The organism is Neobacillus endophyticus (assembly GCF_013248975.1).
Classification (GTDB): domain Bacteria; phylum Bacillota; class Bacilli; order Bacillales; family Cytobacillaceae; genus Neobacillus; species Neobacillus endophyticus.
The window spans coordinates 1,970,954-1,985,165 of sequence record NZ_JABRWH010000001.1 but is presented as its reverse complement, the minus strand read 5'-3'; the positions used below and the strand labels follow the sequence as shown (position 1 = coordinate 1,985,165).

Below are 14,212 nucleotides of genomic sequence, written 5' to 3'. Positions count from 1 at the left end.
CTGTTAACTTTGCTCTTCCTTACCAGAGGCTTCCTTTTTGAGGGATACGGGCAGCTACATGATCTCTACTTCTCCAACAAACTGTCTCCTCGAAAGGAAAAAAGCGGATCCCTCTATCAGGAATCCGCTTCTATCAGGTCATTATATATTTTCATAAAGTCCTCTTCCCGTTTGCAGCTGGTTAAAAACACTTTGCTGGCGATCGCGGTTAAAAGCTTTCTTTTCAAGGAGGCCTCTTCTACATTCTTAAGAATCCAAAGCCGTTTGGAAAACAGAAATTCCAAATAATCCTCATAGGATGGATCAAATTGTTCTTCAAGCATTGCACGAATTCTCCGCGCAAGTGTTGGGCTGGCACCACCTGTTGACACAGCAATTATTAGCTGGCCGCGTTTTAGCTTGGAAGGCACATGAAAGTCGGATGTGTCCAGGCCATCAGCCATGGTTACAAGCTGATGCGGCTGTGCTGAAGCTTTCACAAGGCGATTTGCCCTTTTATCACTGGTTGCCGCAAAAATCAGCAGGGCATCCTTTACGTCAGAGGGCGAAAATTCTTTAGGCTGCCATATAACTTTCCCTTCATTAGCAAGGAGTCTAAGTCCTTCAGTCACATCAGGGCTGATTACCGTTATTATGGCTCCAGCTTCCAGCAGTCCCGTAACCTTTCGTTCAGCAACCTTGCCGCCGCCAACTACCAGAGCTTTTTTCCCTTCAAGCCGGAGCATAATTGGATAATAGGGGTTCACTAGCGGTTCACCCAATTTTGGTTTCTTGTTAAAAAATCTACCAACGCTTCCTTTGTGGCCTTTTCTGGAATCTCAGCTATCGAAATGCCCTCTGCAACGGTGGCCTCAAGCGTCTGTTTTCCCATGGCAATCACTTGAACCTTATTCAAATACTCACGAACGTCAATTACACCGCATTCTTCGAGCACCTGAATAACCGGCTGTACTGAAGCACTGCATGGAAACACAACCGTGTTTACAGCGGCTTCCTCCAGCATCCGTTTTAAAATCGGCAAGAACGCGTGGTCAAGTTCCTTCTTGCTTGTCACCAAGTAATCAGCTGAATCATAACCTTTTTCCTTTATGCTCTCATCTCCTACAAGAAGCAAACTCCCTTCTTGTGGTATCTCCTCTGACAGACTCGCATGAAAGCCTCGCCCATTTAGAGTCTTTATTGTTTTCATAGACGCTCCAAAGAAATGGGCCGTGATTTTTCGAACGTCTATTTTTTCTGCAAAAACTGCAGCGAAAAATTCAGTCACACTTTCAGGTGAAGCAAACAAAATGTTGTCATAAGCAGTGATGTTCGTAAGATCGACTTCCACAGGTTTCCTTTTCCACTTTGGAAATTCAATCACATCAGCACCTTGGTCCACTAGTATTTTTGCTAAAGCACTTGATTCGACACCTATGCGGGCAAGTAGAATTTGTCTGCCGTAAAGTGGTTTTTTCTCAAACCAACTGATTTTCTCCCTTAAGGAGACCACTGATCCCACTAAAATAATCGCAGGGTTGCTGAATTTCTCCTCAGCCGCCTTGACCGCAATATCTGCCAGTGTTCCCTGTAATGTCTTTTGGCGTCCGAATGTCCCCCACTGGATCATAATGACTGGTGTAGATGCGGGCTTTCCATGTTTTAAAAGATTTTCGCAAATAAACGGCAAATTGCCAACACCCATGTAAAATGCAATTGTATCGACACCGCGGGCCAGGCCTTCCCAATCAAGTACCGGTCGTCCATCATCCGATTTGTCATGTGCAGTTACCACTGCAAATGATTCCGCATGCTCCCTGTGTGTAACAGGAATTCCGGCATAAAGCGGGGCTGCTACCCCCGATGTAATACCTGGTATAATTTCGAAAGGTACTTGGTATTGAGCTAAAACCTCGGCTTCTTCACCGACACGGCCAAAAACGCCCGGGTCACCGCCCTTAAGACGGACCACTATTTTTCCCTCTAACGCTTTCTCCGCGAGCAATTCATTAATATGGTTTTGCCGTAAAAAGTGACGGTCCGGCAATTTGCCGCAGTAGATCATTTCACAATTTGCCGGAGCAAACTCCAATAGCTTTGGATTTGCAAGCCGGTCAAATAAAATGACCTCTGCCCGCTTAATAGCTTCTAACCCTTTTACAGTAATTAAACCAATATCTCCCGGTCCTGCACCTACCAAAAATACCTTCCCTATTCTCATTTATGCCATCCTTCCCCTATAGCCTTTTATATTTTAATAAAGATTATATCATCTTCTACCTCAACTATATAAGTCTGAACTTTTCCTTTATCTGGTGCTTGGACCAAACCGTCTATTAATGAGATTTTCCAATCATAGACAGGACAATATACATAATCGCCGCTGACCAGTCCCTCGGAAAGGACACCGCCTTTGGGATGGGGACTGTGGTTTTCAAGGGCATATACTGAGCCGTTCGTTACTTTAAATAAAGCAATTTCTTTGTCGGCAATTTTAATAGAGTAGCCTGTTCTTTGTTTCAAATTAGAATAATGGGCGACGGGAATTCGTGTAATGGTTTGCAGCATGTGAACTCACTCTCCAACCTTGATAGTGTGTTTTGCATAATATTGATCTTTAATTTCCTCATTTTGGATGGCTTCTGTCCAAGGGTCATTGTACTTTTTCAATGTTTCATCCATTCGCTCATTTAGTGCTTTGCGGGTCTCGGCATTTGCCAGCACCTCTTTCACATGATCCAATCCCTTACGTTCCAGCCATTTAGAAGTCCTTTCTAAGTAATTGGCTGTTTCACGATAGTATTGAAGGTAGGCTCCGGTTATTTCCATAACTTCTTCTTCGGTTTTCACTGTATATAATAAATCTGCTGGGCGAAGATCTACACCACCGTTGCCCCCTACATAAATTTCCCAGCCGCCATCAATTCCGACAAAGCCGATATCTTTGATTCCAGCTTCAGAGCAGTTTCTCGGACAGGCAGATACGCCCATTTTTACTTTGTGCGGTGTATCAAGCCGTTCAAATTTCTTCTCAAGGGCAATGCCAAGGGCCATTGAATCCTGAGTGCCATAGCGGCAAAATTGAGCGCCAACACATGTTTTGACTGTTCTTAACGTTTTTCCATATGCATAACCTGATGGCATATCAAGGTCCGCCCATACATTTGGCAGGTCTTCTTTTTTGACACCAAACAAAGCAATCCGCTGTCCTCCAGTTAGTTTTACAAGCGGTACATCGTATTTATCAGCGACCTCTGCGATTTTTTTCAAATCGGCTGCAGTTGTTACCCCGCCATACATCCTTGGGACAACTGAATAGGTACCATCCTTTTGGATGTTGGCATGTATTTTTTCATTGACAAGGCGGGAATCTCGATCATCTTTATATTCATCCTTATAAATCATGCCAAGATAGTAGTTTATGGCCGGACGGCATTTTGTACAACCTTCTTCATTGTTCCAGCCTAGAACATTCATAACTTCCTTCACGGTGGTTAAGCTTTTTGCTTTAATTTCGGCAACCACTTCCTCACGGCTTAAGGTAGTACAGCCGCAGATGCTCGTCTTAGCGGCCGCAGCCGCATCAAATTGATCCCCAAGTGTATGAGCAAGAATTTGGCTGACCAACGGTTTGCAGCGGCCGCAAGATCTCCCAGCATTTGTACAGTGACTTACCTGATCAAGGGTTGTTAAGCCTTGTTTATGAATGGCTTCAACGATTTCCCCTTTTGTAACACCATTACAGCCGCAAACTAACTCATCATTAGGCATGGAAGCAACATCTCCGCTGCCTCCTTCTCCAGTTTCTGATTGGAGGAGGGAAACACTTGTCATCCCGCTGACATCTTCTTTCTTTGTCAGCATTCGGAATAATTTTGTGCTATCTTTCGTATCCCCATATAAAACCACACCAACTATGTTCTGATCGCGAATTAAAATCTTTTTATAAACACCATCAAATTCATTTTGAACCTTAATAGCTTTTGTTGAAGAGTCTTCGACGATTTCACCCGCTGAGTAAAGATCAATACCTGCAACCTTTAATTGGGTTCCAGTTACTGAACCTTTATATGGATCCACAGGCAAGCCGCAAATTTTGTGGGCGAGAACCTTTCCTTGTTCATATAACGGCGCAACTAATCCATAGACGATTTCACGGTGTTCCGCACATTCACCGACAGCATAAATATGAGGAATGCTCGTTTCCATAAAGTCATTAACAACAATACCTCGGTTGACATAAATTCCGCTGTTTTTAGCGATTTTCACATTGGACTTAATCCCGATCGCCATCACGACAAGACCCGCTTCGATTTCGGATCCGTCTTTAAAGCGAAGACCAGTCACTCTTTCATCGCCGAGGATTTCAACGGTTTCCTTTTCCATTAAGAAATTCATCCCCTGGCTCTCAAGCTCCGCTTTTAACATAGATGAGGCTATAGAATCTAACTGGCGCTCCATTAAGTCCGGCATGAGATGAACAACATCTACTTGCATCCCCAGGTTAAGTAATCCGCGTGCTGCTTCAAGTCCAAGAAGCCCGCCGCCAATAACTACTGCCTTTTTATCATTCTCAGATGATTTGATCATCATTTCACAATCTTGTATGTCCCTAAATCCGGTTACTCCATGTTTGTCCGCACCTGGAATTGGAAGAATAAAAGATTTAGATCCAGTGGCAATAATCAATTCATCAAACTCAACAACACGTCCTTGGTCGCTAATGACATGTTTGGCCTCTACATCGATTGTTGTCACGGCTTCTCCTGTATATAGCTGAATGTGATTTTCTTGATACCAGTCCAGAGGATTCATGATAATTTCTTCAAAGCTTGTGTCCCCTTGCAGGATATTCGATAATTTAATCCGGTTATAGTTTGGATATGGTTCTTTACCAAAAATGGTGATTTTAAATTGTTCTGGTGCCAATTTTAAAATTTCCTCAATGGTTCTAATGCCCGCCATTCCGTTTCCTATCATTACTAATTTTTTCATGCTAACCGCTCCCTATATGTTTCGTAAATTGTTATTTTCATTAGGTTTTCTATATATATAGATTGTAAATTCATTTGAGCAAGAAATTAGTGAAGTACGTCACATTTAAGATGTATTTGTGAATACATTCACAAATTTGTCAAAAAGAAAAACCCGCCAATTGGCGGGTAATTAGAGCTGGTTTACACCATCTGCTTTTGCTTTTTCAAAAAGGGGGAAATGGAAATCAAAGGAACGGCCCATGTCACTAGCATTCCAATGAAAACGGCAGGTACCGCTTCCCACAATTGCAATGGAGGTGTAATGAGGGTTCCTGACCTATAAATAGAAAATACTGTAAGAAAGTAAACCAAGCTTCCGGCAAAGCCTGCCATCCAATTAATCCTACTAAATAATAAGAAAAATAATGGAATAAAAATAATGGTCATTGGCACATAAGACGTGGGATAATGCACGGCAAAAAAGACCGTTTTAAAAATAAATCTGATCAGTATATAAAGGGATGCAGCCATAACAGGAATTGTATAATTTCGGCACAGCCGGATGGTTGCCACTGTTAACAAAGTGACCATCAGAACGGAATAAATGGGATAAATCCACTCTGGAATCCCTCCGAAAATTTGTGATTTTGGATCAGAGATAAGCGAGAGAATTTCCTTCGTAGCAATGGATTTCCCGTGAATAAACTGGTCATAGGATATCGCCCCGTTTTCCTGCTGCATATTCGGGAATAAGAAACATTCAAGGAGAAACATTGCGAACCATGTATGCAGGGATCTCCATGTAGGTTTTTGGTCATTTGCAAATAGAAAAAAACCATGCCAAACACCTATAATCATGATGTCAGTCGCAATATAGTATATAAAATGAGTCGGGCTCCAAGTGGTTAAATCAATTCCATAAGCGATATGATAGCTAAAATCAAGCGGAATTCCAATCAAAAATAACACATACCCAATCGTCACCAAATTTCGTGAAAACCGGGTCATGAACTGGAGTTTTCTCCATTCCTTAAATAGCAAAAAGGCCCCCAGCGCAAACCCTGAGAAATTGACAATATGAGGGATTGAATATTCTTCGAATAAATATTTAAAATGATAGGACGCATCCCATGCTGAGCCAATAAATTTTAATAAAAAGGCTACTACCCATAAACGGTAATATTTCAATTAGTTACTCCTCCTTTTCTTCCTTACCCCAATAAATCAAAAATATCTCCATAGATTGCAATTAATATATAATTTATTAATATGGCTATTCCAAAGACAATTCCTGATTTCAATACATTCTTTAGTCGAAATAAGCGATAGATAAAATTAATACCTGCTGATACAACAAAAATATTGCAAATTAATAATGTCCAAATGACACTTGGACCCTCATTATGAGGTATGTTGGTCACATGAAGCAAATATAACGGCAGCAATTCTTTTACCCCCATTGTTCATTCTCATGGTAATTATTAGTTTCCCCATAATGGAATAATTCCTTTCTCCTGCATTACTCCCATATTCTAACATATACTTGCCCTAATGGATGATTTTTCTATCAAATATTATAAACGATAGACAATGAATAAAGTGACAGTATTTTTACCGTTCCAAGACCTAGACCTCCCTGATTTAGTTTTACAGGGATCAAAAAACCTCTTCCCGTTGATTCGAGAAGAGGTTTTTATTTTAATACAATTCAGATGTTGTCTTTGCTTGCATGTGTAGCATTAGGTAGTCTGGACCACCTGCTTTGGAGTCAGTTCCTGACATATTAAATCCGCCGAACGGCTGATAGCCGACGATCGCACCAGTACAACCGCGGTTAATATAAAGATTACCGACATGGAAGTCTTCACAAGCTTGCTCAATATGGGCACGATTGCTGGAAATAACAGCTCCTGTTAAACCATATTCGGTGTTGTTAGCAATTTCAAGAGCCTCATCAAAATTTTTCGCTTTGGTGAAACCAACGACAGGGCCAAAAATTTCTTCCTGCATGAGGCGGGCTTTTGGTGCAAGGTCAGCAATTACTGTCGGCTTGATAAAGAATCCTTTTGAATTATCTCCCTCTCCGCCTGTCATTAACTTACCTTCGTTTTTGCCAATTTCAATATACTCCATAATTTTATTATACGCATTGCCATCGATTACCGGGCCCGTGAAAGTACCTTGTTCCGTAGGATCTCCTACTACTAATTGGTTGGTCAATTCCACAACGCGGTTTAATACTTGGTCATAGACAGATTCCACAATGACAGCACGTGAACACGCAGAGCATTTTTGACCTGAAAATCCAAATGCAGAAGCTACAATGGATTGGGCAGCTAGCTCAAGATCTGCTTCGCTGTCAACAACGATGGTATCCTTTCCGCCCATTTCCGCAATTAAACGTTTCATCCAAATTTGGCCTTCACTGATTTTAGATGAACGATCAAAAATACGCAGACCTACATCACGTGAACCTGTAAAACTGATAAAACGAGTATCTTTATGATCAACTAAATAATCTCCAACTTCTGCACCGCTTCCTGGTACAAAGTTTAATACACCTTTTGGAAGTCCTGCTTCTTCCATCACTTCAACAAATTTAGCAGCAATAATTGGGGTGGTTGATGCAGGTTTTAATAAAACAGTATTCCCTGTAACAATGGCCGCAACAGTGGTTCCTGCCATGATCGCAAATGGGAAATTCCAAGGTGAAATAATGATCCCCACTCCAAGCGGGATGTAGTTGTAACGATTATGTTCATATGGACGGCTTTGAACTGGTACACCATCTTTCAGTTCCAGCATTTGGCGTGCATAATATTCTAGGAAGTCAATTCCTTCAGCAGTATCGGCATCCGCTTCTCTCCAAGGCTTTCCTGCTTCTTTTGTCATCAGGGCAGAAAACTCATGCTTGCGGCGACGCACGATGGCTGCTGCTTTAAAGAGTATATCCGCGCGAACTTCGGGCTTTGTTTTTCTCCAGGTTTTAAAAGCTTCAACTGCAGCCTGCATAGCTTTTTCAGCAAGTTCTTTGTTTGCTTTGGAAACACGGCCAATGACTTCTGCTTTATTAGCCGGATTATAGGAAACGATTTTGTCTTCAGTAGCAACTCTTTCTCCACCAATTAACAGGTCATAATCTTGACCAAGGTAGCTCTCTACTGTTTGTAATCCACGAAGGTAGGCCTGACGGTTTGCTTCAACTGTGAAATCTGTTAATGGTTCATGCTTGTATGGTTGTACCATTTCTAAACCCTCCTATGTAGTAAAACGTTTACATCCAAAAACAATTCTACATCATTCACTTTTTTGGAGCAAATGATAAAAACTATACCTTACATATTACCTGAATATTGTTGAAGCACATGGTTTATTTTGTTAAGGACAATGCTTGGCTTTGCTATTTGAAAATTGGCCTTCATGACACGGATGAAGGACTTTACTCTTCTCAGTCCATTTAATATTGTCCTTCATGACGCGGATGAAGAACAAATCTCCGAATCAATCTTTCAACTTGGTCTTCATTGGGGCGGAGAAGCTCTTTTCTAAAACAGACCAAAAACCTAGGAGGCTCCCCCCTATCACCCTGCATATACTCTCTTTTTAAATGAAACCAATAGCCAAGTTAACCATATAAAAAAGACCCGGGGCGATCCCGGATCTTATCTTACTGATAAATATAAACAAATGGGTCAGTGGAGTTTGCCTTTTTGACAATTAAAGCTTCCGGACCGTCAACGGAGGTTACACTGACAGAGACGGAGAGGTATTTAGGAAAATGCTCCATGACCAGTCCTGTTACGTATTGGGTAAAGCCAATTCCTTCTGTCTTTCCGTAAAATTGAATAGGAATCGTGATATTCAGATCTGACAGCTGATCATCGGAATAGAAAGCTTTGCCGATGACGCCATTAAAGTTTGGAAAATACTGCTCTACATCCTGCTTAAAGTTCAGGAATTCTGTTTCGTCATCACGATGGTCAGTCTGAGCTTCCGTAGAAGGAAATAGGTAGTACTTTTCATTGACCTTTTGCCATGAATTTAAGCTCGAACTTCCTTTATCAACGGTTGCATAGCTGATAAAGTTGCCCGGAATAACGGATGTTTTGCTTTGCTGCTCAAACAGTGCAATCGTAATTGGAACATCTGCTAAATCTTTCATGTTCCTCAATCGCTTGACAACCTCTGCCGCGATACTCTTTCCTTGGCTTTGCATTTCATTGTAAGACACTGTTTTCTCCATTTCATTGAAAGTGCCATTACTATTTGTTACACGATAATAGTAAGTTGAATTTAGGGCTAGTCCAATGACTACACCGCCTAATGCAACATTTCCTTTGTCATCCTTCGTTAAATAATCATGCTCTAATATATGGGCCAAATAGATCGGACTGCTTGGTGCTGCCGGTGTACCCGTATCAACCGGATTTAACCCGACATTATCCGATGCCTTCATGTTATTTTTCTTCAGCTGTTCAGGAGTGTACTGACGATTGAGCCAAAGTTTAATGGTATCTCCTGGAATTTCTTGCCCTTCTTGAAAATAATACTTATTAGTATCAAAATTGTGTTGGGCAATTCTCATAAGACCCATTTCAAATTCATTTAAATCATATCGTGTATTAATATCATTAACGACCATCCCGCGTGCCTGCCCTGGTTTAAAGGGTAAAATCGTTCGATAATAATTGTCCGAAATATTGTAGCTTGGAATAATCGCTTTTCCCTTAGCTTTATCATTCGTTTGGACAACTTGATTTTGCCCTTGAAATTTTGGTCCACATGCACTCAATAAGAAGACCAGGGAGATCATAAGCAATGAGAGCTTTCTCACGTTGTTCCACCTCTAACTTAATTTAATACTTCAATGAGTTTCTCCTCGTCCCAAACCTCAATTCCAAGTTCTTGGGCTTTGGTCAGCTTCGATCCGGCATCCTCACCAGCAATGACAAGGTGAGTTTTTTTGCTTACACTGCCTGCAACATTGCCGCCGAGCGCTTCGATTTTTTCTTTTGCTTCATTTCTTGTTAATCGTTCTAATTTCCCTGTCAGAACAACCGTTTTTCCAGCAAAGAACGAATCTGACTCCGCAGCAGAAACTGGTTTTGCTCCTTTGTACTCCATACTTACACCGGCTGCCACTAATTCTTGAATTAGTTCAGAAGCGCCCTCTTGTTCAAAAAAGCTGACAATCGAATCTGCCATCTTATCGCCGATTTCATTAATTGCAATCAATTCATCCTTTGTTGCTGAAGATAATTTTTCCATGGTGCCAAATTCTTGAGCCAGCGTTTTAGCTGCTTTAGCACCGACATGGCGAATCCCAAGGCCGAAAAGTAGTTTTTCCAATGAATTTCCCTTTGAAGCTTCAATTGCTGCCAATAAATTCGCAACAGACTTTTCACCCATTCGTTCGAGAGCTAAAAGCTGTTCACGCGTAAGCTTGTAAATGTCGGCTACATCCGTTATCAATTTTTCAGCAAACAGTTGGCCGATGACTTTTTCGCCTAGACCTTCTATATTCATGGCATCCCTTGAGACAAAATGAATCAAGCCTTCACGGATTTGTGCCGGGCATTTTGGATTGATACACCTTAAAGCGACTTCCCCTTCAAGCCGGACCAGCTCACTTTCGCATTCAGGACAGTGTGTCGGCATATGAAAATCGACCTCTTCACCTGTCCGCTGATCTGCTAAAACATTCACTACTTCTGGAATAATATCCCCGGCTTTTTTAACAATAACCTTATCGCCAAGTTTGATATCCTTTTCACGAATTAAATCTTCGTTATGAAGTGAAGCACGCTGAACGGTTGTCCCCGCTACCTTTACAGGCTCCAAAATTGCCGTTGGCGTAACCACACCGGTTCTACCTACGCTTAGTTCAATATCCAAAAGGGTTGTCACAACCTCTTCAGCGGGAAATTTGTATGCAATCGCCCAGCGAGGGCTTTTTGCGGTTGTGCCAAGCTCTGCCTGCTGTTCAAGGGAATCAACTTTAATAACAATCCCATCAATCTCATACGGAAGATGCGGCCGCTTTTCCGTCCAACCTGAGATAAATTTAATCACATCTTCGATTGTCGCGCACTTTTTTCGCTCATTGTTTGTTTTAAAGCCAAGTTGATCCAGATAATCAAGACCTGCACTATGAGAAACGATGTCGAGTTCTTCTGGGTTACCAATCCCGTATAAGAAGACATCCAGCTTTCGTGATGCTGCAATTTTGGGATCAAGCTGCCTTAGTGATCCAGCAGCAGCATTTCTTGGGTTGGCAAACAGTTCCTCGCCTCGCTCTTTCCGCTTTTCATTCAAGGCTTCGAAGGAACGCTTTGGCATATACGCCTCACCGCGAACTTCAATGGAGATATTTTCCGTTAGCCGCAGCGGAATCGCCTTGATTGTTTTTAAATTGGCCGTAATGTCTTCACCAATCGTTCCGTCGCCGCGTGTCGCTCCTTGAATAAACAAACCGTCTTCATATCTTAATGAGACTGCAAGACCATCAATTTTCAGCTCGCATACATAGGAAAACTCATCTCCGACAGCCTGGCGGATGCGGCGGTCAAAATCCCGTAAATCCTGTTCGTTAAAAGCATTGCCAAGACTTAGCATCGGAATGCGGTGCTCCACCTTGTCGAATTGCTCCAACACGGCGCCGCCGACACGCTGAGTTGGTGAGTCTTCTGATTTTAGCTGTGGGAATTGTTCCTCGAACGCTAAAAGCTCCTGCAATAATTTGTCATACTCTGCATCAGGTACGGTTGGTTTGTCCAATACATAGTATTCATAACCATATTGGGTTAACAATCGTTTTAATTCATTCACTCTTTTTTCAGCCGATTGAAGATCCATATATTCAGTCCTTTCATACAAAAATCTCAATTATTGGACTCTTTTTTGCCCCTAAGCGTTACGCTTTTTTGATCGGCGCAAATTTTGCCAGCAAGCGTTTAATGCCTGTCGGGCTTGGGAAGGCAATATCCAGCTCAGTGCTCTCTCCCTGGCCTTTGACACTGACAACAGTCCCAACTCCCCATTTACCGTGCTCAGCTTTATCTCCAACCTTCCATCCCGCATCCTCTCCACCTGATGCGGCAGAAACAGGGCGCATTACCGGTTTGCGCGGTGCTGACGGACTGTTAAAAGACGTACGCTGTGAGCTTAATCTGCTTCCTGAGCCTGAGAGCGACTGTGAGCCAAATGAGCTTCCCGAACCTGCAAACGGCCGTGAACCAAACGCACTCTTTCTTTCCGGCTCCACGCCTTCCAGAAGTTCTTCCGGAATCTCACTGATAAATCGGGATGCCGGGTTCATATTCGTACGGCCAAATAGCGTCCTCATCTGAGCATTGGTTAGGAATAGTGTTTTTTCAGCTCTTGTGATTCCAACGTAGGCAAGACGGCGCTCTTCTTCCATTTCCACTTCCTCCATTAGTGAGCGGCTATGTGGAAATACGCCTTCTTCCATCCCGATTAGGAAGACAACTGGAAACTCTAAACCTTTTGCAGAGTGCAGGGTCATCAATACGATAGAATCAGCCTTTTCGCCATCTTCATCCATAGAATCGATATCAGCAACAAGGGCCAAATCTGTTAAAAAGGCTACGAGACTTTTATCTTCATTGGTATCTTCAAAATTTTTCGTTACAGACATTAATTCTTCTAAGTTTTCCAAACGGCTTTGTGCTTCCAGCGATTTTTCCGCGATCAGCATTTCCCTGTATCCAGTCTTTTCAAGAATTTCCTCCACTAATTCCGTAACAGAAAGGAATTCTTGCATTTGCGTGTAATTTTTTATTAAATCCCGGAACTCTTTTGCCGCTTTTGTAATCTTCGGGCTAAGTCCGATCAGATCAATAGAATCAAGAGCCTGATAGATTGAAATATCATGCATGGCTGCAAAATCAGCTATTTTATCCATCGAGCTTGACCCAATTCCACGTTTCGGAACATTGATGATCCGCTGCAGACTGATATCGTCATCCGGATTTGAAATCAAACGAAGATAGGCTAGCATATCTTTAATTTCTTTTCGGTCATAGAACTTTGTTCCGCCGACAATGGAGTATTCGAGATTTGATTTTAAAAGTACTTCCTCCATCACACGGGACTGGGCATTTGTTCGGTATAGGATGGCGATATCGGAAAGTTTGTGTTGATTATTACGAGTAAGCTCTTTTATTTTTCCGGCAACAAACTGTGCTTCACTCTGCTCGCTGTCCGCACGGAAATAAACAATCTTATTGCCTTCAGGATTTTCCGTCCACAAATTTTTCGCTTTACGGTTTAAATTGTTCTCAATAACCTTGTTGGCTGCCAAAAGAATCCTTTTGGTGGAACGATAGTTTTGTTCTAATAGAATGACCGTTGCGTTCGAATAATCTTTTTCAAAGGAAAGAATATTGGCAATATCTGCCCCGCGCCAACGATAAATAGACTGGTCAGAGTCACCCACCACGCATAAATTTTTAAAACGATTGGCCAGCTGCTTAACTAATAAATACTGCGCTTTATTTGTATCCTGATATTCATCCACATGAATGTATTGAAATTTGCGCTGATAATATTCAAGGACATCTGGCACCCGTTGAAACAATTGAATGGTCATCATAATCAAATCATCAAAGTCCAGTGCCTGATTTTTCCGAAGACGCTTCTGGTATTCTTCGTACACATCACTTACCACCTGCTCAAAATAGCCACCGGCTGTTTTGGCGTACTCTTCCGGGGTGATGAGTTCATTTTTTGCCGAACTAATAGAGCCCAGAATGGCCCTAGGATCGAACTTTTTCGGATCAAGATTTTTTTCTTTTAAGATTCCTTTAATCACTGATTGCTGGTCAGATGTGTCCAAGATCGTAAAGTTACGATTAAAGCCAATCCGGTCAATATCTCTTCGTAAAATTCTTACACACATCGAGTGAAACGTGGAAATCCAAATTTCCTCCGCAGCGCCGCCCATCATTTTCCCGATTCTTTCTTTCATTTCCCGGGCTGCTTTATTCGTAAAAGTAATCGCTAAAATATTATAAGGATTTACTCGTTTTTCCACGATTAAATAGCCAATTCGATGTGTCAGCACTCTCGTCTTGCCGCTTCCGGCACCGGCCATGATCAACAACGGCCCGTCTGTTGCCTTAACAGCTTTTTGCTGTTCTGGGTTTAAGCCGTTTAACAATTTATCTGTTAAATATTGCATTTTTATATCCACCACCACAAACATTTGTTCTTGTTTTTATCATAACGTATCATTC

The 14,212-nt window shown here is 41.9% G+C and carries 11 protein-coding genes; 1 reads left to right on the top strand and 10 read right to left on the bottom strand.

Annotation, left to right across the window (positions count from 1 at the left end; all coding sequences use genetic code 11):
* Positions 1-116: 116 nt before the first annotated feature.
* The 7 genes from HPT25_RS09625 to pruA form a co-directional block, all read right to left on the bottom strand.
* Positions 117-746, bottom strand: a complete 630-nt coding sequence (locus HPT25_RS09625) for a precorrin-2 dehydrogenase/sirohydrochlorin ferrochelatase family protein (RefSeq protein WP_173063096.1) — start codon at positions 744-746, stop codon at positions 117-119.
* Positions 746-2,200 carry a uroporphyrinogen-III C-methyltransferase gene (gene cobA, locus HPT25_RS09620; RefSeq protein WP_173063093.1) on the bottom strand — a complete coding sequence of 485 codons (1,455 nt, stop codon included), beginning with the start codon at positions 2,198-2,200 and terminating at the stop codon, positions 746-748. The genes HPT25_RS09625 and cobA overlap by 1 nt, the downstream gene beginning before the upstream one ends.
* 26 nt (positions 2,201-2,226) lie before the next feature.
* Entirely contained in the window at positions 2,227-2,547 is a 321-nt protein-coding gene (gene nirD / locus HPT25_RS09615; RefSeq protein ID WP_173063090.1) for a nitrite reductase small subunit NirD, read from the bottom strand.
* A 6-nt stretch (positions 2,548-2,553) separates the two neighbouring features.
* Complete coding sequence (gene nirB, locus HPT25_RS09610; RefSeq protein WP_173063087.1) at positions 2,554-4,974, bottom strand: nitrite reductase large subunit NirB; 2,421 nt, start codon at positions 4,972-4,974, stop codon at positions 2,554-2,556.
* A gap of 182 nt (positions 4,975-5,156) precedes the next feature.
* Positions 5,157-6,143 (bottom strand): hypothetical protein, encoded by a 987-nt coding sequence (locus HPT25_RS09605; RefSeq protein WP_173063084.1) that lies wholly within the window; start codon positions 6,141-6,143, stop codon positions 5,157-5,159.
* 23 nt (positions 6,144-6,166) lie between these two features.
* On the bottom strand, positions 6,167-6,415 hold the full coding sequence (locus tag HPT25_RS09600; RefSeq protein WP_173063081.1) for a hypothetical protein: 249 nt from the start codon (positions 6,413-6,415) through the stop codon (positions 6,167-6,169).
* Between the two features lie 238 nt (positions 6,416-6,653).
* Complete coding sequence (pruA, locus tag HPT25_RS09595) at positions 6,654-8,201, bottom strand: L-glutamate gamma-semialdehyde dehydrogenase (RefSeq protein WP_173063078.1); 1,548 nt, start codon at positions 8,199-8,201, stop codon at positions 6,654-6,656.
* A 174-nt stretch (positions 8,202-8,375) separates the two neighbouring features.
* On the opposite strand from pruA, the gene HPT25_RS29015 reads away from it, so the two are divergent.
* Complete coding sequence (locus tag HPT25_RS29015) at positions 8,376-8,504, top strand: hypothetical protein (protein ID WP_281368178.1); 129 nt, start codon at positions 8,376-8,378, stop codon at positions 8,502-8,504.
* 118 nt (positions 8,505-8,622) lie between these two features.
* Here the strand turns inward: HPT25_RS29015 and HPT25_RS09590 are convergent, their stop codons facing one another.
* From HPT25_RS09590 to pcrA, 3 genes are read right to left on the bottom strand one after another with little or no spacing between them, the layout of a single operon-like run.
* A complete protein-coding gene (locus HPT25_RS09590; protein ID WP_173063075.1) occupies positions 8,623-9,789 on the bottom strand; it encodes a CamS family sex pheromone protein in 1,167 nt (388 codons plus the stop codon).
* Positions 9,790-9,806: 17 nt separating this feature from the next.
* The gene (gene ligA, locus HPT25_RS09585) at positions 9,807-11,810 is read right to left on the bottom strand and encodes an NAD-dependent DNA ligase LigA (protein ID WP_173071019.1); all 2,004 of its coding nucleotides are present in this window, start codon (positions 11,808-11,810) and stop codon (positions 9,807-9,809) included.
* A 58-nt stretch (positions 11,811-11,868) separates the two neighbouring features.
* Entirely contained in the window at positions 11,869-14,157 is a 2,289-nt protein-coding gene (pcrA, locus tag HPT25_RS09580; protein ID WP_173063072.1) for a DNA helicase PcrA, read from the bottom strand.
* Positions 14,158-14,212 lie beyond the last annotated feature (55 nt).

Coding starts and splice junctions, on each gene's coding strand:
- ligA (WP_173071019.1), bottom strand. CDS start 11,810: ATGGATCTTCAATCGGCTGAAAAAAGAGTGAATGAATTAAAACGATTG.
- nirB (WP_173063087.1), bottom strand. CDS start 4,974: ATGAAAAAATTAGTAATGATAGGAAACGGAATGGCGGGCATTAGAACC.
- cobA (WP_173063093.1), bottom strand. CDS start 2,200: ATGAGAATAGGGAAGGTATTTTTGGTAGGTGCAGGACCGGGAGATATT.
- HPT25_RS09600 (WP_173063081.1), bottom strand. CDS start 6,415: ATGGGGGTAAAAGAATTGCTGCCGTTATATTTGCTTCATGTGACCAAC.
- pcrA (WP_173063072.1), bottom strand. CDS start 14,157: ATGCAATATTTAACAGATAAATTGTTAAACGGCTTAAACCCAGAACAG.
- pruA (WP_173063078.1), bottom strand. CDS start 8,201: ATGGTACAACCATACAAGCATGAACCATTAACAGATTTCACAGTTGAA.
- nirD (WP_173063090.1), bottom strand. CDS start 2,547: ATGCTGCAAACCATTACACGAATTCCCGTCGCCCATTATTCTAATTTG.
- HPT25_RS29015 (WP_281368178.1), top strand. CDS start 8,376: ATGACACGGATGAAGGACTTTACTCTTCTCAGTCCATTTAATATTGTC.